At 40.2% G+C, this 23,476-nt stretch carries 30 protein-coding genes; 4 read left to right on the top strand and 26 right to left on the bottom strand.

All coding sequences use genetic code 11. From position 1 onward, the window contains the following. Positions 1–141: 141 nt before the first annotated feature. A complete protein-coding gene (locus MKP07_RS12205; RefSeq protein ID WP_240847446.1) occupies positions 142–2,316 on the top strand; it encodes an efflux RND transporter permease subunit in 2,175 nt (724 codons plus the stop codon). Positions 2,317–2,354: 38 nt separating this feature from the next. After that, a complete protein-coding gene (locus tag MKP07_RS12200; protein ID WP_262919716.1) occupies positions 2,355–3,764 on the top strand; it encodes an efflux RND transporter permease subunit in 1,410 nt (469 codons plus the stop codon). A gap of 76 nt (positions 3,765–3,840) precedes the next feature. On the opposite strand, the gene MKP07_RS12195 is transcribed toward MKP07_RS12200, so the two are convergent. The 10 genes from MKP07_RS12195 to MKP07_RS12155 all read right to left on the bottom strand — a co-directional run bounded on the left by MKP07_RS12195 (position 3,841) and on the right by MKP07_RS12155 (position 9,239). Next, the gene (locus MKP07_RS12195; RefSeq protein ID WP_240847445.1) at positions 3,841–4,083 is read right to left on the bottom strand and encodes a hypothetical protein; all 243 of its coding nucleotides are present in this window, start codon (positions 4,081–4,083) and stop codon (positions 3,841–3,843) included. A gap of 536 nt (positions 4,084–4,619) precedes the next feature. After that, positions 4,620–5,222 (bottom strand): 50S ribosomal protein L17, encoded by a 603-nt coding sequence (gene rplQ, locus MKP07_RS12190; protein ID WP_240847444.1) that lies wholly within the window; start codon positions 5,220–5,222, stop codon positions 4,620–4,622. Positions 5,223–5,397: 175 nt separating this feature from the next. Then, positions 5,398–6,399 (bottom strand): DNA-directed RNA polymerase subunit alpha, encoded by a 1,002-nt coding sequence (locus MKP07_RS12185; RefSeq protein WP_240847443.1) that lies wholly within the window; start codon positions 6,397–6,399, stop codon positions 5,398–5,400. Between the two features lie 85 nt (positions 6,400–6,484). Then, positions 6,485–6,748, bottom strand: coding sequence for a S4 domain-containing protein (locus MKP07_RS43745; protein WP_449588945.1), 264 nt, complete (start codon positions 6,746–6,748; stop codon positions 6,485–6,487). After that, on the bottom strand, positions 6,745–7,089 hold the full coding sequence (rpsD, locus tag MKP07_RS43740; protein WP_449588943.1) for a 30S ribosomal protein S4: 345 nt from the start codon (positions 7,087–7,089) through the stop codon (positions 6,745–6,747). The genes MKP07_RS43745 and rpsD overlap by 4 nt, the downstream gene beginning before the upstream one ends. A 185-nt stretch (positions 7,090–7,274) precedes the next feature. Further along, the gene (gene rpsK, locus MKP07_RS12175) at positions 7,275–7,676 is read right to left on the bottom strand and encodes a 30S ribosomal protein S11 (protein ID WP_240847442.1); all 402 of its coding nucleotides are present in this window, start codon (positions 7,674–7,676) and stop codon (positions 7,275–7,277) included. Between the two features lie 213 nt (positions 7,677–7,889). Next, positions 7,890–8,270, bottom strand: coding sequence for a 30S ribosomal protein S13 (gene rpsM, locus MKP07_RS12170; protein WP_240847441.1), 381 nt, complete (start codon positions 8,268–8,270; stop codon positions 7,890–7,892). A 43-nt stretch (positions 8,271–8,313) separates the two neighbouring features. Next, positions 8,314–8,430, bottom strand: a complete 117-nt coding sequence (gene rpmJ, locus MKP07_RS12165) for a 50S ribosomal protein L36 (RefSeq protein WP_240847440.1) — start codon at positions 8,428–8,430, stop codon at positions 8,314–8,316. A 25-nt stretch (positions 8,431–8,455) separates the two neighbouring features. Then, on the bottom strand, positions 8,456–8,677 hold the full coding sequence (gene infA, locus MKP07_RS12160) for a translation initiation factor IF-1 (protein WP_240847439.1): 222 nt from the start codon (positions 8,675–8,677) through the stop codon (positions 8,456–8,458). Between the two features lie 172 nt (positions 8,678–8,849). Beyond that, positions 8,850–9,239, bottom strand: a complete 390-nt coding sequence (locus MKP07_RS12155) for a hypothetical protein (RefSeq protein ID WP_240847438.1) — start codon at positions 9,237–9,239, stop codon at positions 8,850–8,852. Between the two features lie 327 nt (positions 9,240–9,566). On the opposite strand from MKP07_RS12155, the gene MKP07_RS12150 reads away from it, so the two are divergent. Beyond that, entirely contained in the window at positions 9,567–10,121 is a 555-nt protein-coding gene (locus MKP07_RS12150) for a hypothetical protein (protein WP_240847437.1), read from the top strand. Between the two features lie 43 nt (positions 10,122–10,164). Here MKP07_RS12150 and MKP07_RS12145 read toward each other — a convergent pair whose 3' ends face one another. Both MKP07_RS12145 and MKP07_RS12140 read right to left on the bottom strand, forming a co-directional pair. Then, positions 10,165–10,605, bottom strand: coding sequence for a hypothetical protein (locus MKP07_RS12145; protein WP_240847436.1), 441 nt, complete (start codon positions 10,603–10,605; stop codon positions 10,165–10,167). A gap of 781 nt (positions 10,606–11,386) precedes the next feature. Then, the gene (locus tag MKP07_RS12140; protein WP_240847435.1) at positions 11,387–11,863 is read right to left on the bottom strand and encodes a hypothetical protein; all 477 of its coding nucleotides are present in this window, start codon (positions 11,861–11,863) and stop codon (positions 11,387–11,389) included. Between the two features lie 296 nt (positions 11,864–12,159). On the opposite strand from MKP07_RS12140, the gene MKP07_RS12135 reads away from it, so the two are divergent. After that, positions 12,160–12,462 (top strand): helix-turn-helix domain-containing protein, encoded by a 303-nt coding sequence (locus MKP07_RS12135; protein WP_240847434.1) that lies wholly within the window; start codon positions 12,160–12,162, stop codon positions 12,460–12,462. A 31-nt stretch (positions 12,463–12,493) separates the two neighbouring features. Here MKP07_RS12135 and MKP07_RS12130 read toward each other — a convergent pair whose 3' ends face one another. The 14 genes from MKP07_RS12130 to MKP07_RS12065 form a co-directional block, all read right to left on the bottom strand. Continuing rightward, positions 12,494–13,042, bottom strand: a complete 549-nt coding sequence (locus MKP07_RS12130) for a hypothetical protein (RefSeq protein WP_240847433.1) — start codon at positions 13,040–13,042, stop codon at positions 12,494–12,496. A 51-nt stretch (positions 13,043–13,093) separates the two neighbouring features. Beyond that, a complete protein-coding gene (locus MKP07_RS12125) occupies positions 13,094–13,378 on the bottom strand; it encodes an addiction module antidote protein (protein ID WP_240847432.1) in 285 nt (94 codons plus the stop codon). 3 nt (positions 13,379–13,381) lie between these two features. Further along, positions 13,382–13,681, bottom strand: a complete 300-nt coding sequence (locus MKP07_RS12120) for a type II toxin-antitoxin system RelE/ParE family toxin (protein ID WP_240847431.1) — start codon at positions 13,679–13,681, stop codon at positions 13,382–13,384. A gap of 83 nt (positions 13,682–13,764) precedes the next feature. After that, entirely contained in the window at positions 13,765–14,403 is a 639-nt protein-coding gene (locus tag MKP07_RS12115) for a class I SAM-dependent DNA methyltransferase (protein ID WP_240847430.1), read from the bottom strand. Positions 14,404–14,425: 22 nt separating this feature from the next. After that, positions 14,426–15,172: a DUF2625 domain-containing protein gene (locus MKP07_RS12110; protein ID WP_240847429.1), complete on the bottom strand. Its 747-nt coding sequence runs from the start codon at positions 15,170–15,172 to the stop codon at positions 14,426–14,428. A 5-nt stretch (positions 15,173–15,177) separates the two neighbouring features. Further along, on the bottom strand, positions 15,178–15,636 hold the full coding sequence (locus MKP07_RS12105; protein WP_240847428.1) for a hypothetical protein: 459 nt from the start codon (positions 15,634–15,636) through the stop codon (positions 15,178–15,180). Positions 15,637–15,666: 30 nt separating this feature from the next. Next, on the bottom strand, positions 15,667–16,509 hold the full coding sequence (locus MKP07_RS12100) for a toxin-antitoxin system YwqK family antitoxin (RefSeq protein ID WP_240847427.1): 843 nt from the start codon (positions 16,507–16,509) through the stop codon (positions 15,667–15,669). Positions 16,510–17,303: 794 nt separating this feature from the next. Beyond that, entirely contained in the window at positions 17,304–17,804 is a 501-nt protein-coding gene (locus tag MKP07_RS12095; RefSeq protein ID WP_240847426.1) for an RDD family protein, read from the bottom strand. Between the two features lie 14 nt (positions 17,805–17,818). Then, positions 17,819–18,187 (bottom strand): hypothetical protein, encoded by a 369-nt coding sequence (locus MKP07_RS12090; protein WP_240847425.1) that lies wholly within the window; start codon positions 18,185–18,187, stop codon positions 17,819–17,821. 22 nt (positions 18,188–18,209) lie between these two features. Beyond that, a complete protein-coding gene (locus MKP07_RS12085; protein WP_240847424.1) occupies positions 18,210–18,650 on the bottom strand; it encodes a hypothetical protein in 441 nt (146 codons plus the stop codon). A gap of 454 nt (positions 18,651–19,104) precedes the next feature. After that, positions 19,105–19,710: an SMI1/KNR4 family protein gene (locus MKP07_RS12080; RefSeq protein WP_240847423.1), complete on the bottom strand. Its 606-nt coding sequence runs from the start codon at positions 19,708–19,710 to the stop codon at positions 19,105–19,107. 61 nt (positions 19,711–19,771) lie between these two features. Then, positions 19,772–20,068 carry a hypothetical protein gene (locus MKP07_RS12075; RefSeq protein ID WP_240847422.1) on the bottom strand — a complete coding sequence of 99 codons (297 nt, stop codon included), beginning with the start codon at positions 20,066–20,068 and terminating at the stop codon, positions 19,772–19,774. A 38-nt stretch (positions 20,069–20,106) separates the two neighbouring features. Then, positions 20,107–20,361, bottom strand: a complete 255-nt coding sequence (locus MKP07_RS12070) for a hypothetical protein (RefSeq protein ID WP_240847421.1) — start codon at positions 20,359–20,361, stop codon at positions 20,107–20,109. Positions 20,362–20,714: 353 nt separating this feature from the next. Beyond that, positions 20,715–23,396, bottom strand: coding sequence for an AAA family ATPase (locus MKP07_RS12065; protein ID WP_240847420.1), 2,682 nt, complete (start codon positions 23,394–23,396; stop codon positions 20,715–20,717). Positions 23,397–23,476 lie beyond the last annotated feature (80 nt).

The raw sequence follows: 23,476 nt of genomic DNA, 5'->3' as shown, positions 1-23,476 counted from the left end.
CACTGAAGGATTTCAGAGCGTATATGATGGTCAGGTAATTACTACCACACCGGTTCAATAAGTTGCCGGTATGCAGTTGATAGTTGACTATGGCAACTGTTGTTATTGAAACATAATTTCAAACTATAAACAAACTCGGATATGAGTGTTTTAGAAAATTTCACTGAAAAATTCAAGGAGTTTAAGCCTACCAGCTGGTCGGTTAAAAACCGCACCACGGTTTACCTGCTTATACTTTTTGTGTCAATATTCGGAGTAACTACTTTTGTTACCCTTCCTAAAGAAAGCTTTCCCGATGTGGTGATCCCTACCGTATATGTTTCCACTATATACGTAGGTAACTCACCTAAGGATATGGAAAACCTCGTTACGCAGCCTATTGAGAAACAGATCAAAGGTATCACAGGCGTAAAGGTATCTAAAGTAACCAGTACCTCTGTGCAGGATTACTCTGCGATACAGGTAGAATTTGGAACCGATGTGAAGGTGGATGTAGCCGTTCAAAAAGTAAAAGATGCGATTGACAAAGCCAAACAGGATTTACCAACGGATCTAACCCAGGAGCCTACGGCCATGGAAGTGAGCCTTTCAGAAATGCCCATCATGTATGTGAACCTGAGTGGTGATTATGATGGAGTAAGACTGAAAGAATACGCGGACAAAATGCAGGATCGACTGGAAGAGCTGCCTCAAATTACCAGGGTAGATATGGTGGGTGCACCGGAAAGAGAGTTCCAGGTAAACGTGGATAATGCCCGCATGCAAGCTGCAGGCATTACATTTGATGACATTGCCAATGCCATTAAATATGAGAACATGGATATTAGTGGCGGCTTGTTGGAGGTGGGTAACATGAGACGTAACCTGCAACTGAAAGGTCAGTTTAAAACAGCCTACGACATAGAAAAGGTAATACTACGTAACACCAGCGGCAACCCGGTTTATTTGAAAGATATCGCATCGATAAAAGATACTATTAAAGAAACCGAAAGCTATGCGCGCCTGGATGGCAAAAATGTGGTTACCTTAAATATCGTAAAACGTTCGGGTGAGAACCTGATAGAAACCAGTGATGCGGTAAAGAAGATCACCGAGGAAATGAAAGCAGATCTTTTTCCTAAAGATCTGAACGTTGTGATTACGGGTGACCAGAGTATTTCTACACGTACTTCTTTTAACGACCTGGTAAACTCTATTGTAATTGGGTTTATACTGGTATTAGTGATCCTGATGTTCTTTATGGGATTAACCAACGCCTTCTTTGTGGCATTGAGTGTACCGCTAAGTATGTTCGTGGCCTTTATGTTTATCCCGTTGGGAGAGATCATTATCGGAGGTAGCATTACGCTGAACTTCATGGTACTCTTTGCGCTGTTGTTTGGCCTGGGCATTATCGTGGATGATGCGATTGTAGTAATCGAAAATACGCACCGCATATTTGTTGAGGCCAAAGGAAAACTCGATTCCCAGAAATCTGCAATGATGGCGGCCGGTGAAGTATTTGTTCCTGTATTAGCTGGTACAGCAACAACGCTGGCTCCGTTCTTCCCGCTATTGTTCTGGCCCGGAATTATTGGAAAGTTCATGGTTTACCTGCCGTTGATGCTCATCTTTACTTTAGCCGCATCTCTCCTGGTAGCATTTATCATGAACCCTGTGTTTGCAGTAGATTTTATGAACCATGCTGAAGATCATCATGAAAAGAAAAAATCAGATGTTTTCAAATCCAGGGCCTTTATCGTTATGGTGGCAATAGGCATCCTGTTCGATTTGCTAGGCTTTGCTTCAAGACCTGAAGGCGGCATGTTCTTCTTTGTGGGTAATTTATCGCTGGCCTTAGCAATACTGACTGCATTAAACTCTTATTTCTTTACAGGATGGATACATAATTTCCAGAACAGGGTACTCCCCTGGATCATGGACCATTATGAGTCTCTACTAAAATGGGCCGTAAATGGCTGGAAGCCGGTATGGTTGCTGGTTGGGGCATTTGGCCTCCTGGTTGTGTCGGTTATCATGTTCGGCATGTCGAGTGCAAGCGGCAGAACGCAGGTAGTATTTTTCCCCAGCTCTGATCCCAACTTTATTTATGTTTACTTGAAACTGCCTACAGGTACTGATGTTGAGTATACCGATTCTGTTACCAGGTATCTGGAAACAAGAGTAAACCAGGCATTAGAGATTGATCCTGCTAAAAACAAGAAAAACCCGGTTGTCGAAAGTGTGATCGCCAACGTAGCTGTAGGTGCCGCAGACCCTAACAGTGGAGACAGGAGTACGCGAAGCGAGCTTGACGTGTACAGGTATCATTTGTAGAATATGAAAAAAGGCATGGCGTAAAAACAGGACCTTACCTGGATAAGATACGTGCCGCCATCAAAAATATACCAGGGGCTGAGGTATCGGTAGAGCAGGAACAAAACGGTCCACCTACTGACCCGCCTGTAAATATTGAAGTAGCCAGCGAGCAGTTTGATGATATGATCAAAACAGCAGTTGACCTGAAAAACTTCCTGGATAGCGTACAGGTTCCCGGTGTGGAAGAGTTGAAAATGAACGTGGATCTGGCTAGCCCTGAGATTGCTTTAACCGTAAATCGGGAGCGTGCCTTAAGCGAAGGGGTTTCTTCTGCACAGATAGGCATGCAATTGCGTACAGCCCTTTTTGGAAATGAAGCCAGTAAGATAAAAGATGGTGAAGATGAGTATAAAATATATGTACGCAGCAATGAAGTACAGCGTAAAAGTCTTACCGATTTACTGAACATGACCATTCGCTTTAGAGATATGGCAAGCGGCCAGGTTAAAAGCGTTCCGATCAGTTCATTGGTAACGGTTGATTACTCCAACACCTTGGGTAGTGTTCAGCGTAAGAATCAGAAACGTGTGATCACTTTAAGAAGCAACGTACTATCTGGCTATACTCCAACCGCAGTAAATGCCGATATAGCTAACGCCATTGAAGGATTCCGTAAAACCGGCGATGACGTTACCATTAAACAAACCGGTGAGGGTGAGCAGCAGGCTGAAACAGGAGCATTTTTAGGTAAAGCCCTGGTAATTGCCTTGGGTCTTATCCTGTTAATATTGGTGATGCAGTTTAATTCAATGAGTAAATCCGTTATCATCCTCACTGAAATTGTCTTTAGTATCATTGGTGTATTGCTTGGCTTTACATTGACCGGCATGACTGTTTCAGTGGTGATGACAGGTGTAGGTATTCTCGGCCTGGCTGGTATTGTTATTAAGAATGGTATCCTCGTAATTGAGTTTGCCGATGAGTTAAGATCGCGTGGCATGAAAACCAGGGAGGCTGTTATTGAAGCCGGTAAAACCCGTATCATCCCGGTATTACTTACCGCATTAGCCGCTATATTGGCCCTGATCCCGCTAGCCGTTGGTTTCAATATCAACTTTGTTACTTTGTTTGCAGAGTTGAATCCAAGGATCTTCTTTGGAGGTGACAACGTAACTTTCTGGAAGCCGCTTTCCTGGACCATCATTTTCGGTCTGATCTTCGCATTCTTTATGACACTGTTTATGGTACCAAGTATGTACCTGATTGCAGAAAGATTAAAACGTCCGATGCAGAAGCAGTATGGCGGTAAATGGATATCCTTCCTGGGAATTCCTCCAGCTATCTTCCTTTTTATCCCGTTGATGTTTATTACCATGTTCAGGCAGAAACGTAAAGTAAATGCGAGGAGAAGAAAACTAGCCAATGATAAAGGAGCTAGCGAGTCCTTTGTTGGAAGTTGGTTATAACCAACCTTAACTATTATTTATAAATAAAAGAGGAGTCTTCAGGCTCCTCTTTTTATTTGTGTAATTAACACAACGCTTACCGCTTTAAGAAGCTAGCCTGTGTTTTAATTCTCTCCAATAAATACAAACAGGCCTCCTCTTCCGTTTCAAACACTTTATGATCTAGCCTATCTCCTCTTTCGCTATAATAAAAAAGTTCCCAGCACTTATAGTTTTCGTACAATATCAAGGCATCTGCTTTTAACCCATCATTTATAGCGTACCATTGGTCTGGTACATTCAAGCTTTTTAATATCGTCTTTAATTCCTCTACATTCATAATATTGCCTTTTCTTGAATAGTTAATCCCGGCTTCAGCTTTAATCAAATCCGATAGGAAACCAAACGCCCAAGTAAATCGGAGGCTTCATATTGGAAATAACATGTCCCTGATCCAGTGTATTAATGTTTACATTCTTTATATATTTAAAGGTCTCCGGCAATATATCATTCTTAAACACTTTGCTTTTCAATAACATCAAGGCGTGCTCATAATTATACGCAGTTATACCGCAACCCCACCTTAGGCCCGGTGGTATTGTTCGATTATAGTTGCTAAAATCAAATCCAAACCAGTACCGGATCATTGTATTACTAAGTTAACACCAACGACTGGCTACTTTGCTGATCGCCTCCCCTATTATAAATAATTATAAAGCATATCAGATTTCTGTAATTAAACCCTCTGTCTTCAACAAACACTTTTTGCCATAACAATCCAGTACTACAATTGCAATAATACGGAGACATTCTTTATATGGCAATAAAAAACGCCCCACTTTCGTGAGGCGCTAAACTTTATTAGTCTGGTTACAATTAAGCTTTCGCTTCTTCGTTACCTTCTTCTTTTGTTTCTTGAGCAGGAACTTCAGGAGCTTCTTCTACTGCAGGTGCAGCAGCTACTACTTCTTCAGCTTTTGCTTCTTCAGCTACTACCGGAGCTTCTGCAACTACTTCTGCATTCTCAGCAGGAGCCGCTGTAGCTTTTTTACCGCTACCACCACGACGACGTGTTTTCTTAGCAGCAGTTTTTTCTTCGCCTACACCGTTTCCGTAAATTTCGTTGTAGTCTACTAATTCGATCATCGCTTTTTCCGCATTATCACCAGGACGAGCGCCTAGTTTAATGATACGGGTATAACCACCAGGACGACCGCCTACTTTAGCAGCAATATTGTCAAATAATTCTTTAACTGTTTCTTTGTCTTGTAGGTGACTAAAAACAATACGACGCTGATGTGTAGTGTTCTCCTTACTTTTAGTGATCAAAGGCTCAACAAACACACGCAATGCTTTAGCTTTAGCCAAAGTAGTTACGATACGTTTGTGCTCAATTAATTGATTAGAAAGATTAGCCAATAATGCTTCTCTGTGCGCTTTAGTGCGGCTTAAATTTTTGATTTTGTCTCCGTGACGCATGACTTGTTCTTGTTTAAGGTTTGATGTTTAAGGTTAAAAAATCAAACCGGTTAATAATTTCAACTGCACCGTAGTCAGGGAATTGCAGCCTACTATTTAATGTGCTAATATGCTGATGTTGTAACGTGCTTTTATTAGCAAATTGCCACATTAGCATATTAGCTAATTGTTCTTTTTAATAATCGTCTTTATCGATACCTAATTTCTGAAGATCCATTCCGAAACCAAGACCTCTTTCGTTTAATACCTGCTCGATCTCAGAAAGAGATTTCTGACCGAAGTTTCTAAACTTCATCAGGTCTTCCTGCTCATACTGTACCAGCTCGCTCAGAGAGTTGATCTTAGCGGCTTTCAGGCAGTTAAATGCACGTACAGAAAGATCCAGATCTTCTAATGGAGTTTTCAATACTTTGCGCAATTGCAACGTATTCTCATCCACTAAGTCTTCTTTCTTCTCTTCTTTGTTATCGAAAGTGATGTTCTCATCAGTGATGATCATCAGGTGCTGAATAAGGATACGGCTAGCTTGCTTTACCGCATCTTCAGGATGGATGGTGCCATCTGTAACAACTTCCATAACTAATTTTTCATAGTCAGTACGTTGTTCCACACGGGTATTTTCGATGCTGTATTTTACATTCTTAATAGGAGTGTAAATAGAGTCGATAGGAATTAAACCAACCGGTGCATCTTTCACTGCATTTTCTTCAGCAGGAACATAACCGCGGCCTTTACCGATAGTCAGTTCGATGTCCAGTTTGGCAGAAGAATCTAAAGTACAGATTACCAGCTCAGGATTCATGATCTGGAAAGACTGAGTACCATCGGCGATTGCGCCTGCGGTAAACTGAGCCTGATTTTTAACTGACAATGAAATCTTCTCGTTAGCTACCTCATGATCAACCAGTTTCTTAAAACGAACTTGTTTTAAGTTCAGGATGATCTCAACCAGGTCTTCGCTGATACCTTTGATGGTAGCAAATTCATGGTCAACACCTTCTATTTTAATAGCCGAAATAGCATAACCTTCCAAAGAGCTTAATAAAACCCGGCGAAGTGCATTACCAACGGTTACGCCATAACCTGGCTCCAATGGTGCAAACTCAAACTGGGCTTCAAAATCAGATGCTTTTTGTAAAATGATTTTATCAGGCTGCTGAAAATTCAAAATTGCCATACCTATTTTAGATTTTTATAGTGAGTAGTGATTAGTGAATAGTGAGAATAGTAATTGACCATTCACTATTGACCATTCACACAAATTACTTGTTATACAATTCAACAATCAGTTGTTCCTTAATGTTCTCAGGAACGCTTTCCCTTTCAGGATAAGTGATGAAAGTACCGGTAAGAGTCGTCTCGTTAAAATCTACCCAGCTGAACTTAGGGTTTTTAGGAGTAACAACACTGGTAATAGAAGTACGGCTTCTGCTTCCTTCTTTAATAGTGATAACGTCGCCAGCTTTTAATAAATAGCTAGGAATGTTCACTACTTCGCCGTTTACTTCGATGTGCTTGTGGCTCACCAACTGGCGTGCTGCAGGACGGCTAGAGCAATACCCATGCGGAATACCGTGTTGTCTAAACGAGACTCAAGTAATTTGATAAGGTTTTCACCGGTAACACCTTTACGACGGTTAGCTTCTTCGTAAGTTTTGCGGAATTGTTTCTCTAAAACACCATAAGTGTATTTAGCTTTTTGTTTTTCGCGCAACTGCAAAGCGTACTCACCTAAAGTTTTACGTTTGCGTTTTTCACCGTGCTGACCGGGAGGGTTACTGTTTTTACCCAACCATTTACCATTACCTAAAATAGGCTCTCCGAAAATACGGGAGATTTTGGTCTTAGGACCATTGTAACGTGCCATAATTATACTTTCATTTAAGCTTTTTTAGAAACCGGTACTGCAATCGATAAAAAGCCTTGGAAAAAATTAATTGCGTACCCTTTATTAAAAATGAAACCGAAATGGCTCAAAAATATGTAAGATGTACGATGTGAGATGTTTGATATACGAAAACGCACACCGTACATCTCACATCGTACATAAAATTAAACTCTTCTCTTTTTAGGCGGACGGCATCCGTTGTGCGGAAGCGGCGTTACATCTTTAATAGTAACGATCTCGATACCAGACTGAGATAAAGAGCGGATAGCACCTTCTCTACCAGAACCAGGACCTTTAACGAAAACGTCTACTCTTTTCAAACCTGCATCCAATGCTACTTTTGCAGCATCTGCAGCAGCCATCTGAGCCGCGTAAGGAGTGTTCTTTTTAGAACCACGGAAGCCCATTTTACCAGCACTGCTCCAGGAAATAACCTGGCCTGTTTTGTTGGTAAGACTGATGATAATGTTGTTGAATGTTGCGGAAATGTGCGCATCGCCGAAGGCATCTACTTTTACGATCCTTTTCTTTGCGGCTGCTTTCGCGCTTAATTGTGCTTTTGCCATGAGAACTGAGGTAATCTTTAAATTAAATAATAAAATTCCGTTCCGAAGCCTCGAAACAGAACCCCCAACCTACCCTCCCGCAGGCCTCGGTTGCGATCCGGAGAAGTTGAGTAATGTGAAGCCTATATAGTAAAAAAGCTAACAAGTTGAAAGGTTCACAAAGCAGGTATAACCAACCTTGTCAACTGATCAACTTGTTAACTCACTAACTAATTATTTCTTAGCAGCTTTCTTCTTACCGGCAACTGTCTTACGTTTACCTTTACGAGTACGGCTGTTAGTTTTAGTACGCTGACCACGAACAGGTAACCCTTTTCTGTGACGAAGACCACGGTAGCAAGCGATATCCAATAAACGTTTGATGTTCATTTGGGTTTCGCTACGCAGTTGTCCTTCTACTTTCAGCTCTTCAGTAATAGTGGTACGGATGGCGTTCAAATCGTCATCATTCCAATCATTTACTTTTTTGTTACGGTCAATGCTATTCTTATCCAGAATATATTTAGCCGTAGAAGGGCCAATTCCGTAGATATAGGTCAAACCTATTTCGCCCCTTTTATTTTTTGGTAAATCAACACCGGCAATACGTGCCATAAATAAATATTAAATTCTAAAGTTTAAATACTAATATCAAAAATTAACCCTGACGTTGTTTGTAACGAGGATTCTTTTTGTTAATGATGTACAGCTTTCCTTTACGGCGTACAATTTTGCAATCCGCGCTGCGTTTTTTTATTGATGCTCTTACTCTCATCTTGTTTGTTTTTAAGATCTGAAGCTTAATTTTTATACCTAAAATTGATGCGCCCGCGGGTTAAATCGTAAGGCGACATTTCTAATCCTACTTTGTCACCAGGTAAAATACGAATGTAGTGCATCCTCATCTTTCCTGAAATGGTCGCTAAAATTTCATGTCCATTGTCCAGTTTCACCCTGAACATTGCGTTGGACAAGGCTTCCAAAATGACTCCGTCTTGCTTTATTAAGGGTTGTTTAGCCATAAAAATTTTAGGGGTGCAAAGATACGGAGATTGGGTGAATAAAAAAACCTGTTCCGATAAATTTCAGAACAGGCCTTTCGCTTACGCAAAGTAAGAAAAAAGTTGATATGTTGAAAAGTTTACAGGAATTTCTTCCACATCTCAACTAATATTTTTATATAATTGTTGATAATCAGGCTTCTAACTGCACTTTGGTCATGTCTAAATGAATATTTTGAAGCTGGTGTACATACATCGGATGATCGAAAAATCGCCGGTCTTCACGGTACCATACTTCTACTTTTGAAAAATCAGTTTCAGATGGCACATGTACTCTAAAGGCGCCTTTGCCATATTTTACGCCATTTCCGACATCCAGTTTTTCAAAGCCAAGATTTAATAGCTGCTCTTCATTCAATGGAAGCGGCTTGATGTATTCCAGTTCATACCAAAATTCCTGTATCCCATTATCCACACACACTTTATTGTCTTCATTGCTTACACGTAAAACAGTGCCTTCCCTTTCCACACCATTGTCGTTTAATAATATCCAGTCGCCGGTTTTCAGTTCAGATAATTTCATATGATTCTATTTTATAGTTTTTCAATTGCCAGATAAGGAAATGATAATTTTCGCTTTTTAATTGAATTTAAATGGCTTAACAATAGTATTCCCATTTAAATTTATGCCAAACCGGCAATTTCAGCAAACATTTTTTCCTCAACATCGGTCTTTGCCCATAAAGAGGCAATTTGTTATCTTGCGCAGCAAAATCAAACTAACAAATTATGAAAAAATTTTGTTGCTAACCGCAGGAGTATTGCTCTAGGCAATATCAGCTTTGCTCAAAAAGGAACGGTTTTAATAGGTGGAAATATTGAGTTCAAAAAAACGGATAACATATTGATCATGGGCACCACCTCCGAAACGAATGGTACCAGTCGCTCCAGTGAGTTATCTCCCTATATCGGCTACCAGTTTAGTGAAAAACTGACGGCGGGTGCTACGCTCTCTGTAATATCAAGTAAATACGAAAATGTCAGGGACGTTTACTACATGGGTGTTGGGTATATGAATTTTGAAACAACCTCCAAAGGGAAAGACTGGATTATGGGCCCTTTTTTAAGGTACACTGAGAAACTATCAGATATTTTTTCGGTATTTGGCCAATTGGAAGGTCTTTATATGAGTGGGAAGAGAGATTTAGGTACGAAAACGAGCTATTCCGCTGACTACCCGGAAGGTGTAACCCAGCTAACCAGGGAAGAATCCTCTTTTAACGGTGTACGGTTGAGACTATTTCCCGCTGTATTTGTCAATATCAAAAAGAACTTTGGTTTAAATGTATCTATTGGCGGCATAGAGTACCAGAAATATGGACAAAAAGATAGTGATAAAAAGCCCAGCTCTTTTGGCCTTTCCTTTGGGAAAACTGCCAGCATAGGTATTTCTAAAAACTTTTAATGGTTCGCTAATATAATTTCTTCAGCCGCTGTTACCAATCTCTTCATATAAGCGATATGCTTGTATATGACTGTAGAAGGTAACTCATCGGCCACGGAACTATTAGAAAGCGCAGCGTGGGTAAAAGCATAATGCCGTTTTTCCAATTCGCTAATGAAGCATAATTGAAAAAGGATTGCAGCGTGTCTCTTAACATCTTAAAACGCCTGCCCTTGAGTTCGGGTTGCTGATGCAGCAAGTAAGCCGCTTCTATTAACAGCTCCAGCTGCTCGCTATAAAACAGGGCATTGCCCGGGCTGCCCCTGCGCCAGCTATACTGATTACTGAGCGCGGCCAGGCAAAATTCATCAAAGGCTTTGGCATGTTCTGCTGCCGTAGCATAGTTGAAGAACTCTTGTAATATGCCTATTGGCGATGCTTTTAATGGATTGCCTTTGTATGTTGCCTCTATGCGGATTAAGTGAAAGTGAAAGTGTTTTTTCATGATGGTTGATTTAAGATTTTGTATTGCAGATAAGGGAAGTTGGGCTGATTTATAAAGCAATGTCATGATGGACGCGACGAACCATGTCTGAAATCGAAAACAATTTTAAAGTTCTTAGATCTCTAATGTGCAACAAGTGTTTCTACAGTTAGCTGCTATACTGTTTGTGCAGGTTTTGCCTACGGCGTATGGTGGCTCACCAACGTATATGCTTTACAGTTCCGATTTTGAAATCCGAACCCGTTTTTATCTTTCCACCTTTTTCTTCCTGCCCGACTACATACCAAAATATCATTGGTGGTCAGGCGGGGATAAAAAGGTGGAGCCAAAAATCAAGCCCGCCCGGATGACCCGGTCGGACGGGGCTGTGATGTCTGCGCTAAAAATGAATTGCGTTGCGCTAAAATGCCTGAACTCGCTTCGCAGAGCGAGGCAGGCACCAGGTTCACGCGGGCTCGGACAGCAGGCATTTTTACGCTCCACTTCATCCATTTTCTTAACGCTCATACATTAAGGCCGCCTGGCATCCGTTTGGCTTAAATGTGTTTTAATTGCAAGTAGGTAGGCAGCTGGCGTGTGTCAGCAAATATTAATAGATCATTTGCCAAGCACACCGCTCAATAGATATCCCCCGCCAATCGCCCTGGCAACCGATTGGCGGTGCCCTTTTTGCTCCACTTTTTGGGCAAGCAAAAAACGTGGAAAAACAAATTTTACATCGGGTATATACATGTTAAGTATTCAACAAGCTTAGACATCCCTACAATATTTAATTGATCAATTACGGCGGTGAGCTGTCAACTATTACTCCCGGAAACGCCGTAACAATCCTCCCCGCGGCATCCGCAATAACCGTAACCCACTGTGTAGCAGTCCCCGCCACATCATAGCCGATGATACTACCCGCATTCCAAACCCTTTGGTAATGGCAGCTTTGCGGAACGGGCTGTGGCGTGGCTGCAAAAGCCTCTTTGATAATTGAAACAATTCGCTCCACGCTAATAGTAAACTTACCCGCGCCAGGGTGGCGGGCCATAGGCGCGTAATGCCGCTCCAGTATATGCGCCAATGTGCTGGGGCCCAGGTACCAGTTATTACGCAATAGCTTTTTATGCTGTTTGAGTGGCAGCTGGTAAAAGATATCTTTATGCAATTGCTGTAACCATTGCTCCGTATCGGCAATGAGAAATAAAATACGCAGCCATTGGGTCTCGTTAAAAGAGTGGTGTTGTGGTGTAGGTGTAGTAACGGCGTTCATAACAGGTGGTTTTAAAAGCACCCGCACAAAAAAGGCGTGGCGCTCAACTTACCGCTTTTGAGGCCCTCGGAGGCCCAGCAACGAATAAGAGAGCTCACGCCTAGGTTCGTGAGCTATTCATCTTATCATCTCGTTGCTATAGAAATTTCCGAGGTTTCAAAAGCGAGACTCAAAGCGAACTGCTTCAAATTAGTTTATGAAGAATCGCAAATATATTACATAGTAAAGCTAAGAGAATATTTTTAAATTGTCAAATTTGACAATTTATTTCTGCAAATAAATTTCACTTTCATTTAGTGAAAGTCAGAAATCAAAAATACCTGAATGCATTTGGTGCTCACTTAAAGGAGCTCATTAAGCAAAAACGAAAAACTGCAGAAGTGGTGGCCGCTTTAGGAGGTATTGAAACCAAACAGGTGTACAGAATTATTAATGGAGAACATAGTGCTACTTTATCTATTTTAGTAGCGATTGCCCAGGGACTAGAGATACACCCTAAAAAACTGCTTGATTTTGAGTTCGATTTTGAGGAGAGAAGCAAGCATACCACCGCTAACATTAAAGGTATTCTGCTCTATTTACAATTTATAACCGACTGAACTTAACGCACAATAGCATTTATTTCCATCGTTAATTTTGTCGTATTCTAAACTCCTTTGCAATTACATAATTATCACCACCAATTAGCATTAATTTAAAATTCTCCCGTTTTAACTCATTTCCAAACATCTTTGTGGCAACATTATGTTTATCGCAGACTTTGATTGCTATTTGTGTAATTGAAAAAGGAGCTTCCATCAATTTTCCTATTCCTCTTTTGACATTGTTTAAGAAATTGTTTAGTGTAGAGTTTATTTTTCTGTCCGTTACATAATTTGCCCAGCTACGCCAACCTTTAGTTATTTCGTTTATTGCGTTTGCAAAGTCTGCTACAAAATCATCAAAATGCTCTGGCTTTGAGTTTATATAGGCCGTCACAATATTTTCGTTGTAATCAATAAGTAATGGACGGGTTTCATAAATCCTAAGTTGCCCAAGTATACCTTTTTTCAATTTGAACTCCTTTTTATCAATAAAGTCTAAACGAAATAATCGGCCATCAACTTTTAGCGTCAGAAAAGTTGTTTGGTAATTTTCAACCTGAACAGATTTATTTTGAATGTGCGTAATGTCCACCAATGTCTATCTTTAAAAAATGCGCATAGCGGGGTTATTATCGATGTAGTTTTATTAAGCAGATATCGGATCCACTCTAATTTGTCCGCCAACAGCTTTTAAAACTTTCATGATGGTTGAAAATTGTGGTTTGCCCCCGTCAGATAATGCCTTGTACAAACTAGGTCTGCTCATGCCGGTTTGTTCGGCTATTTTAGTCATACCGATGGCTTTAGCTACATTGCCGATCGCCGTTACAATCTCAGTGTCATTTCCTTCTTCCAAAGCGGTATTTAGATATTCGGCGATCATTTCGCTACTATCCAAATAATCTGCTATATCAAATTTTGATGTTCCCATTTTTTACTTTTTTAATCTCTCCCAAATCTCTTTTGCTTTTTTGATATCTTCTTGTTGAGTTGATTTGTCTCCACCCATTAACAAAATAATAATCCTTCCATGCGTCTCTTTGAAATAAATTCTATACCCTTTCGCATAGTTTATTTTCAGTTCACTGACTCCATTTCCGACCGATTTACAATCTCCAAAATATTCATCATCCTCCAATTTTTGAAGTCTGAACAAAATTTTTGCTTTTGCTTTCAAGTCGTTCAGCTTCCTGAACCACTTGTCAAATTCTGGTGTTTTCTCAATAAAGTACATTTTTAAAATTGTATCCTACAGGATACAAAACTAAGGAAAATATTTTATGTTTCTAATTGGGGATTTTTTTCTACCAGTAGAAATCAGATTGAAGTTCTTCTAGCTATCAATATCGTATGCATATCAAAATCTATGTCCGATGTTTTATAAGGCACTTTGAAAATTTCTATTTCGCCAAATCCTGTTGCAACAAGTTGTGCTTTCAGCTTATCTAAATTATGATAATGGAAGTAAACCCGGCCATAGCTACTTTCTTTAAAACCAGATTGAGCAGGCTCGCCTTCTACAAAGCTTAGATAAATCAACCCGTTCCCGTTTAATAAATCATAACAATGAGTCACTAATTCATCACTTTCAACAGGTGATAAATAAGGCATACAAAATCCTCCAATGATGGCGTCGTATTTTGTGGCAAGGGATATAATCTCCCGTGTGTCCATAACGGCGAACTGAGCTGTGGGGTTATTTGATTTTGCCAGCTCAACCATATTGGGCGCAATATCAATTCCTAAAATATCAAAGTCGGGCCGCTTAGATAAAAGATACTTCGTAATATTTCCCGGTCCGCAGCCAATCTCTAATAATTTGGCTTTAGGAGTAGTCACCGCATTACAGATATAATCATAGGTTTCGTTATATAAGCTTAAGTCCATAAACTTATCCTGGTATATGGATGCAATTTTGTTCCAGGTATCAAATGTTTCGTGGTTTTGGTCCATCATATTTTGTTTTGAAAATTACACCTTACTTTTTATCAGGTCCAAGCTGTTTTCTAAAATCAAGATTCAAATTATATTGCTCTTCAACCGGAACGGCCTTTCGTGAAACTCGACTCATATCTTTCCCTTCTTTTGACCATAGGTAAGGGAAGAAATTAAATACCTGGTCTCCGGTAAGTTTTGAAACATCGTTTTTCCAGTTGCGCCAGCGATACCCTATGTAAAAATCCTCCAGATCGTTATTAAAGCAAAAGTTTAAAAACTCAGTATAGGTGAGATCTAGTGGCTCGTACTCCAAATTATCTGGAGCTAAATAATACACTTTACCCAGATCGCTGCCCAAAGCGCCTCCGTTAATCATAAAGAAGCCACCTAATACATCATCCGCAATCAATAAAAATGGAGGCCGTTCTCCATACGTTTTAAATGCCTTCCCTTTGTTCCATTCCGGCAAAGATCTGCTCAGCTTTTCACTTCCGGAACCCAATATTCGTATCCATCCATCGTCAACTAATATTCCGCCTGTCATATATACAACGGCTCCCATCGGCGAGCGGGTTGTAACCTGTGTGTTGTACAAAGCCACTTTTGCTTTTGTCGTATCAACAGGTAATACTTCTACCTTATTCTTTGCCGAGCCGATCCATTGCTTTACCAATGGCCATCCGGGGTCAGTTGTATCAATAAGTTGTTCAATTGTACGCATGGAGGTCTGTGAGAATACTTTAACAGTAAATAGTGACAATATGATGAATGTAAAAACTCCTTTCATCTTATTTATCTATACTCGATTCTATTATCCCTACCATAAAGCGTTACTATACCTTCCTGTTTTATTGCAAGTCGGCTTAATTGTTTTTGAAATTCGACAATTGCTTGAGGTTCTACAACGATCTCTAATTTCAATTTATGTTTTTCTTCTGGCCTGAATTCTGTTGCTACGCTATCTTCTAAACTTACCTGAACTCCAATATGCCCTGCATTATCAATACAATAAAAACTCACAGAAAAATAAGCATAACTCTCTCTATAGCCCGCTTCATGAAATGCCTTATTGTTTTCGTGCGGAAAATTAATCAGCATTTGAGAAAAATTAAACAGCGACTCGGTTGTATCATAAACTTCCGTTATTCCAAAATAGCGACCATTTGAAGCCGTTACTTTTAATTCAAACATATTATCATCCTTCCAGATTATTTGTAATTCTAAAAATGATTTAAGTTTATCTATATGCATTTTACTGATGATTTTGAATTTCAGTTCACATCAGCTCCCGCTCTTATCTTCAGTCTTTACCAGTTTACCCTTTTCCCAGGTTTCTACTTTCGTAACGGAGCCCTTCTCATTTGAAAAGTACTGTTTGTCTTGCGGTATATCGCTTTTGATAACACCTTCAAACTTTGTATTTCCGTTTTCATAGTATTCTTTAAAAACACCCTCTTTTTTACCGCCCCTGTAATTGCCCTCCATTTTCACAAACCCGTTAGCCCAGTACTCCACATATCTGCTGGTTGGCAGGCCGGCCTCATTAACGGTTTTTAAACATTTAAGAATTCCGGTTTCATAATACTCCGATATGTTTTCTTTGAACCCATTCTTTTTACGCCCTTTTTCGTCTATTTCATATACTTTGGTGGAGCTCATTTTCAAGGTTCCGTCGGGGTAATATTCCTGTAGCTGAATTAAATCACCGGCATTATAAAACGCACGCTCCAGTAGCCTGCCTTCAGAATCGTACAGGAGCTCCTGCCCTACACTAATACCACAATTGAAGTTTTCAATATTTTTAACTATCCCATTAGCGTAATAATATTTCCACTCTCCATTTTTAATGCCTTTAAGCGGCTTCGTTGTACCCTCACCTACATAGCAAAATGGTGCCTGTACAATAGCCAAAGAACTAGTGCGGTAGCTACAGTTTTTAAAACTGCCTTCCGACTCTTTGTTACCATTACTGTAGTAAGAAATAAATGTACTGTCATAAACATCATTCTTTACATATCCTTCCGATTTCTTTATTCCATTATCATGATATTTTATAACAGGGGTTTGTGCAAAAAGATACGATGCAAAAAATAAAAGTAGCGGTGTTATGATTATAGCTTTCATACAATAGCAATTGACAGTTTAGAAATTTGGCGCGCTTGCAGCCCTCAACAGTTTTGCTAATTTAGCTGTTTTTCCTGCATTTATAACTATGGCAGCGAATTCTACACTCATCCAATGGGGTTCATTACTGCTTAGGATGTTATACAAGATAGATCCCGACATGTACACAACCGCTCCTAGCGGGTTTGACACCTGTCGATCGGGGCTGAGCAACCTATCCGTTTCGGTTTTCAACCTCAACAGCGGGGTACAAAGCCTATCCGGCGGAGTTCACAACTACTCCGGATGTATAAAACAGATGTCCGGAGCGGTCTTTTGCAGGTCCGCTGGGGTTATGCAACCTCATTTTTGCGGTTCCGAACCCCGGATTTGTGGTTCCAGACCCCGAAGTTGAGGTTGTACAACCCCAAAATACAGGTTCATCAACCTCAACGGAGTGGTTCAGAACCCCAAGCGAGGGGTTTAGAACCCCATCGGATATATAAAGAACCCCGCCGAATAGGTTGAGCGCCCAAAACAAAACCTATCGCCCAAAGTAAATTCCCCTATAACAGATAAAAATCTTATGGTTGCGTACCTACGGCACGCAGGGCAATCGTCCTTGAATCAACTACCAAGATATCGTCTCTAACAGGACTGATACTACAGCCTCTTTCATAGAATGTGATTGATCGCACTTCTCGTCTACCCTTTAAATCCCGATTTAATATCATTTACATCCCCTCAACTGTTTTAATCATTTATACAGACCACAATTCGGTTGCTTCCTCCCTTTCTAAAAAACAAAACAGCATCTACAATCTTACAACAACTGACCTCGCCAGCCAATCATGTATTGACCTTCTCTTTTTGTTAGTCAACATGGTCTCCAGCTCAACAATGGTCCACCAGAAAACAGGCTGAGCGGCGAAATCATTATATCCATCCTCCAGATAATTTAATTTGTTAGCCTGAAATAAAAAATACACTAACGTAACTATTTCAATGATCAGAAAAAAACTATCCCTAAACACCGACTGCTTTAATGTTAAGCGTCTTGTTTCTGTCGAATCCAATACCTTCACCCCCACCATCCATTTTCCTAATGTCTGCCCGTATCTATAATGTAAAAAAATTGAATATACCAAAGGTAGCAACGCCATTATAATTATGCTGCCAACCGCTATTGAAAGAGCAGCATTCTTAGCTATCCAATCCTCCATTAAGAGAAGGGGAATAAAAACTAAGCCATCAATAATTGCAGCCAACAATCGTTTGGTGCCCGTCTGATACCTATTGCCTTGCGGTGTTTTCATTTATAAAGAGTATTTCAATCCAAATTTATAGGTGAACTTCCGTGCCCAATAACATCACCGCCAAATTTTACCAAGTCAAACAGCCGGGTTACTGCTTCATTTAATTCATCCTGGTTACAGAAATATCCATCGATCTCACCATAGACATTGTAATTGGATATATTGAATCCTTCTTCGATATCATTGTACCAAATAATTTTCGTTCCGCAAATGGCCACCACCCAAAAACCACCACCCTCACTACCATATCCAGTCTCTATCCATTTTACAGGTCCAATTTTAATCAGTTGCCAAAAATTCCATAGCTCGCCATTCAGATTTGTTTCCGTTTTGTAAATCTGATCATAAAGCTCTATTAAAGATATGGGCCTCCATTCTATCATAATTTATTTTTTCCCAACTACATTATCGTTCATTACCAAAAAATCTGCCCTTGGTTATCCCGTATGCTATGCCAGCTTTTTTAAACAAATCAAATAGCATATCCATTTTCTGATCGCACATATCTCCAAAAGATACGTTCTCAGAACTCGCATACATTTTGCCACATTCAAAACAGATTTCGATCAGCTCTATGATCTTACCGTTTGGGTCTAAAAAAAGAATAGCGTTTCTCGGCATATAACAACCCGCTTCACTAAAACGTGAAATTGGCCCTTTGTATCCATAATTATAGAAAAGATCAGTCAGTTGATCAACCCGGAAATGGGTTAATGTTTTGATCTCTTGAAGTTTTGCATAAATGATAGAGTCATTGATTCGAGGTAAACTGTCTTGTTCTACCATTTGTCTATCCAATAAATAAATTCCACGATTAAAAGAAACAACCTGAATCCGGGATGCCACATTGAAGGGATACTTTTTCAGCCTGTCTGTTAGAGATGTGACATTCGTTTTAATACAACTGCGATTTTGCGCTTCGATTTTTGTTCCTTTTTCGATAGCCGCCCAGGCGGGGCTTTGGAAGACTCACTTTTTTGGCTGTGAATAGCCTGTGCTAACAGGAGAAAAATAACAACCAGTATTTGTTGCTTCATAGATTTTCTGATTAAACAGTTAGTAACACAAATGATTCATTTTGCCTCAGAGCAGCAATGAGACTTTTCACTAAAACCACTTTAATCTCGATAATTTTCTATTCACTCATATAAGGCTTTTGCCTGCTCAATATTGACCGTGCCTATTAACCCTCGTTGAAATATTTATTAATACATACTGGGTAGCTGGTTTATATCACTAGAAAGCACGCAACTGAAATAAATAACCATACCTAAAATGCTCTTTTCACGGCAGTTTTCATTTAATATCTCCATTTCCTCACAGTATCTTCTCCTACCAGGTCAGATACGATCTCTTCAGCCCATCTCTCGACCTCGTCTTGTTCGGCTTCCCCAAAAAGGTCAGACTGTGCAAATATTAAACAGCCCTTTAGGTAGTCATCAACATGTTCAAACATTTTTGTCAGATAGGGTTTGCTATCATGATCGTAATAATAGATCTCTTTTGTTTCACTATGAAAACAGAACATATTACCGTTTCCCAAATAGTTACTAAAAGAAACAAGATAGGGTAAATGAACCAGATCTTCTTCTGTAAAGTCCGGACCGTACTGAGGTTGCTCTGCCCAGATATTTTTTAGCCAGCCTATCTCGTCAAAGCTTTGCAATTGCTCGCCGATATCTGCAAGTCCAACTGTCTGGTAAAATAAACGCAATCCTTCTGGAAGACTTGTCCCTAACCTACTTTCTAGTTCGGAGATTGCATCAATACCAAGGGGCTCCTTTAAATCATCGTTCCAATTTTCAGCAATGGATTCAATGATCAGTCGCGTTTTTGTTTCCCAATCAACTTCGCCTATTTTGTTAAATGGGATAATGATATCTTCTTTTTTATTTATTTCAAGCATGATATATATTTAGGTGTTGATACATATGCCTCGTAATTCTTTAATTAGCCTTGAATATGCATTACACCTGGGTTTGTGACAAAATAGCTTTTACATTAAAGCAATCGAAGCAAACAAAATTGTGAATTACCATACAGTCTGCCAGGTCAAGTTTTTCGCCAATAGAATCTATTTGTGCATAAAATGTCATAGGCTTTTTACAATCATCGCAAACAGGATATTCATCCTCAGACATTCCGTCTGGTTTTCCTCCAAGATGGTGCCTGGTACCTGCAACATCATTCCAATGATATCCCAGCACTTCTTTTGCATCCTCCGAGTCAGGTTGTGATACTAGTTTAATTTTAGGTATTAGCATCGATTAGTGTTTTTACGTTATAAGCCATACACTACAGGCTATTTCAAATTCCGCTCTCTTAGAAGTTGTTCCAATTCTTGCTTATTGTACTTAGGCTTTTTATTGATCAGTTTGTATATGAGAAATAACGGGATCAGCATAAAAAAACCAAAACCATTTTTTACCAGACTGTAACATACAATGCCGATTAAAAAGCCAATAAATCCGGCGTTAATCATCGCTTCAGACTTCATTTTTTTGACTTCCTGCAATAACTCCTCATCTGTTAATTCGTTCAGTTGTTTCTGATCCATTGATGTAATATCCTTTATTAGTAAGTATTATCTTCTTTTTAGGTAAGAATATCATTATCGATATGTGAAACGATATACACTCACCTGATTTAATGTAAAGTTAAACAACAATACCTGCTTTTGTAAGACACAACAATATCAATCTTTAAACATACCAGCCTATAGCATTTTATATAAATTGAATAGATATTTCGCCCTTACCCTGTTTATAATCGAACAATTCATGTTGCGTACCTACGGCACGCAATATTGGCTCTTTTAATAGTCTACCATTATCTTGTCCCTAAAGGGACTGAACGCCTGGCAACCGGCGTATCGTCTTACAAAACAGGAGGTAGTTCAACCATGCCAACTCACGACTTCCCCCTCAACACGTCCTTAATTCCTTCCAATCCATCTACAAACTGGTTCATTTGTGCAATGATCTGTGAGAATTTATCCTGGTCGCCCAGGCCTTTCAGCATGCGATACTTTTTAAACTCCTTCTTTATATCCTCCCAGCGACTACGCTCCCCTTCTGTTAGCAGTCCCATAATTTCCTTTAGCTTCAACAGATTGGCTTCTGCATCTTTGGTCAACGTTTGCGATTCGTTTTTATAATGGTTGGATACCAGTTCTGTCACCTCTGCCGACGTCATAATAGGAATAATAGAAGATAATATCTTATTCATATTACGATAAGAACCCTGCAACTTAAAGGGCGGTTCTTCTCTAAACGTATCCATTACCCCTGCTGATTGAATATAGGTTTCGTTCACTTTCAGAACTGTAGCTCTTACCTGCAGTGCATGTTTCACCACCTGTATAAAATCCTGTATTTCAGAAGCGGTAAAATTACCATCGAGATTGGGAAGATTACGTTCGGGATCCTGTACATAAGCTACCAGCTTATACAGGTTCTCCGTGCCACTTTGTGATAACTTTCTCAAATGCGTGTTGGCCATCAAAGCATTCTCCAGCATACTCATTTCAAACTGGGCTTTGTTTACCGAAGTCATATCGCCCAGGTTATAAATATCAGACCTGTTGGATAGCATATCCGGGATCTTAAATATGTCGCCAGACTCTGTATAGGGGTTGCCAGCCATTACCAATGCGAAACGTTTGCCCCGCAGATCGTATGTTTTAGGCTCGTTGTTAAACACTCCATCCATCCGACGTTGTCCATCAGCCAGCGAAATAAATTTCTGTAAAAACTCGGTATTGCAATGTTGTATATCATCAATGTACAACATCACATTGTCTCCCATTTCTAAAGCCAGGTTCAACTTGCGCAGCTCACTTTTGGCTGCGGCATCTTTTGCCTCACCCGGATCTACTGATGTAATACTATGCCCCAGCGAAGGACCGTTTATCTTAATAAATACCAGGCCAAGCCGGTCGGCTATATACTCCATTAAAGTAGTCTTTCCATAGCCGGGCGGAGACACCAATAACAATAACCCGCTACGGTCGCTACGCTTGGCATCGCCTGACTCTCCTATTTGTTTGGAAAAATTAGCGCCTATTAACGGAAAGTACACCTGGTTGATCAGCTGGTTTCTTACAAAAGAGGTCAACACTTCTGTTTTAAAATTCTCTAACCGAAGCTGCCTGTCTTTTTCCAGCAGTAATTCCTTCTTTAATTGCTGTAAACGCAAAAACTGCGGAACGACATGAGCATTATGATCTTTTAATATTCTTACCCAGTGATAATGATCCAATACAAAAGCGCCTTCCTGGGTGATCGATTGCAATCCCTTTAATTCAATCGCGTGGTGATCTTCATCTATTTCTATACGGCTGCTACCTTCAGTGATCAACATAGCGGTAAGCTCCATCATAAGATCAGCAGGAATATCAATCTTTTCTTTTACAGAAAACCGATACAGCCAGCTCTCTACCAATGCCCATAGCATTGCAGGTTTATCTTTGAGCTCCTGCATATACTCCTGGTATTTTTTATCGATAAAATCTGCTTTCAGGTGTTTTTTAAAGGCTGCGAATATTTCGTTATCAGTATGCGACACCATGGTAACACCTGCCGGGCTTCCATATAAATAAGCTGCAGCGGCCTGTATATCCAAGTCGATGTAAGGAAATTCTTTTTGAATAAAAGCAGCTATCCTTTGTGCTGCCTCGTTTATGAAAAGCTCAATCTCTTTCTGCTGGCTATAATGGCTTTTTAAAAATTTAACCGCTGTAATCTTGCGTGTAAGATCATCCTTTTCTTCCATCGGCAGGTAATGCCAGAAGATATGTGCCAGCGCACGCTCTTCCGGCAAGTAGCTCAATATACCCAGGTCTGTTCTTAACTGCAGCCAATGGGTTGCCAATAACAGCGCATCCTTATCATGCACTCCTTTAACATACCCCTCAGACGGATGCGCAGTGAGATACATATTTACCTGTTGCTCCAGTTCGGCCGCAGCTGGATTAATATCAGCTGAATATTGCTGCAGCATACGCCAGGCCAGGTATACCGCCCGCGGAACGACTTTGCTTTCTGACACATATTCCTGTTCCATTACAGCCTTCAGCGACTCCAGCTCCGGATGATGAACGGGCTCAAAATAAGAAGTGCCTGTTATATGATAATTATAAACGCCGTCCCTATTCGTAAGTGTCAATGCTACATTCTGCGACTGAATGGCAAAGCGGTATTTGCCCATCGCCAGTATCTGCGCCCCGTCTACATACAGCTCTTTTCTATCTTTTAGATTACGAATTGCTTCCTGCTGCACTACCAGCAATTGCTGTAATATTTCTTCACTTTTAGTGGCATCCTCCATAGCAGCCAGCTCCTGCGCCATCTGGCGGGCACGATCTACCATCAGGTCTGATGAGAAGAAGGCATTGATCTCCGATTCGCTCTCCAGGTTTTTTGCTTTGTTCTTAACACCGGCTATGATGCGCTCAGCCGCCTGTTGTAGCTGGCCTGCCTTTTTATTTTTTTGCTCGAGTAATTGAACTTTCCTCGCTTCAAAACTATCATACAACATCTGCCGCTTTTCTGAAGTATGCACCTGTACTTCATCCCAATCCGCAAATCGCATTTCGTCTCCTCTAATTGTATCGTCAATTTAGATAAATACTCGTTTACCTTTTCGGCGCTATCGGCCATGTCGAGGAAGTT

It is taken from the genome of Paraniabella hibiscisoli, assembly GCF_022512515.1.
GTDB lineage: Bacteria > Bacteroidota > Bacteroidia > Chitinophagales > Chitinophagaceae > Niabella > Niabella hibiscisoli.
This window is presented reverse-complemented; position numbering and strand designations above follow the sequence as displayed.

Bases quoted from the DNA above. Each gene is read 5' to 3' on its own strand.
- MKP07_RS12115 (WP_240847430.1), bottom strand. From the start codon at position 14,403: ATGATGGACCAAAACCACGAAACATTTGATACCTGGAACAAAATTGCA.
- MKP07_RS12145 (WP_240847436.1), bottom strand. From the start codon at position 10,605: ATGAAAAAACACTTTCACTTTCACTTAATCCGCATAGAGGCAACATAC.
- MKP07_RS12140 (WP_240847435.1), bottom strand. From the start codon at position 11,863: ATGAACGCCGTTACTACACCTACACCACAACACCACTCTTTTAACGAG.
- MKP07_RS12155 (WP_240847438.1), bottom strand. From the start codon at position 9,239: ATGAAATTATCTGAACTGAAAACCGGCGACTGGATATTATTAAACGAC.
- MKP07_RS12185 (WP_240847443.1), bottom strand. From the start codon at position 6,399: ATGGCAATTTTGAATTTTCAGCAGCCTGATAAAATCATTTTACAAAAA.
- MKP07_RS12205 (WP_240847446.1), top strand. From the start codon at position 142: ATGAGTGTTTTAGAAAATTTCACTGAAAAATTCAAGGAGTTTAAGCCT.
- rpsD (WP_449588943.1), bottom strand. From the start codon at position 7,089: ATGGCACGTTACAATGGTCCTAAGACCAAAATCTCCCGTATTTTCGGA.
- MKP07_RS12100 (WP_240847427.1), bottom strand. From the start codon at position 16,509: ATGAAAGCTATAATCATAACACCGCTACTTTTATTTTTTGCATCGTAT.
- MKP07_RS12105 (WP_240847428.1), bottom strand. From the start codon at position 15,636: ATGCATATAGATAAACTTAAATCATTTTTAGAATTACAAATAATCTGG.
- MKP07_RS12150 (WP_240847437.1), top strand. From the start codon at position 9,567: ATGGGCACCACCTCCGAAACGAATGGTACCAGTCGCTCCAGTGAGTTA.
- MKP07_RS12095 (WP_240847426.1), bottom strand. From the start codon at position 17,804: ATGAAAACACCGCAAGGCAATAGGTATCAGACGGGCACCAAACGATTG.
- MKP07_RS12195 (WP_240847445.1), bottom strand. From the start codon at position 4,083: ATGAATGTAGAGGAATTAAAGACGATATTAAAAAGCTTGAATGTACCA.
- infA (WP_240847439.1), bottom strand. From the start codon at position 8,677: ATGGCTAAACAACCCTTAATAAAGCAAGACGGAGTCATTTTGGAAGCC.
- rpmJ (WP_240847440.1), bottom strand. From the start codon at position 8,430: ATGAGAGTAAGAGCATCAATAAAAAAACGCAGCGCGGATTGCAAAATT.
- rpsM (WP_240847441.1), bottom strand. From the start codon at position 8,270: ATGGCACGTATTGCCGGTGTTGATTTACCAAAAAATAAAAGGGGCGAA.
- MKP07_RS12070 (WP_240847421.1), bottom strand. From the start codon at position 20,361: ATGGATCAGAAACAACTGAACGAATTAACAGATGAGGAGTTATTGCAG.
- MKP07_RS12080 (WP_240847423.1), bottom strand. From the start codon at position 19,710: ATGCTTGAAATAAATAAAAAAGAAGATATCATTATCCCATTTAACAAA.
- MKP07_RS12120 (WP_240847431.1), bottom strand. From the start codon at position 13,681: ATGTACTTTATTGAGAAAACACCAGAATTTGACAAGTGGTTCAGGAAG.
- rplQ (WP_240847444.1), bottom strand. From the start codon at position 5,222: ATGCGTCACGGAGACAAAATCAAAAATTTAAGCCGCACTAAAGCGCAC.
- MKP07_RS12090 (WP_240847425.1), bottom strand. From the start codon at position 18,187: ATGATAGAATGGAGGCCCATATCTTTAATAGAGCTTTATGATCAGATT.
- MKP07_RS12075 (WP_240847422.1), bottom strand. From the start codon at position 20,068: ATGCTAATACCTAAAATTAAACTAGTATCACAACCTGACTCGGAGGAT.
- MKP07_RS12110 (WP_240847429.1), bottom strand. From the start codon at position 15,172: ATGAAAGGAGTTTTTACATTCATCATATTGTCACTATTTACTGTTAAA.
- MKP07_RS12065 (WP_240847420.1), bottom strand. From the start codon at position 23,396: ATGCGATTTGCGGATTGGGATGAAGTACAGGTGCATACTTCAGAAAAG.
- MKP07_RS12125 (WP_240847432.1), bottom strand. From the start codon at position 13,378: ATGGGAACATCAAAATTTGATATAGCAGATTATTTGGATAGTAGCGAA.
- rpsK (WP_240847442.1), bottom strand. From the start codon at position 7,676: ATGGCAAAAGCACAATTAAGCGCGAAAGCAGCCGCAAAGAAAAGGATC.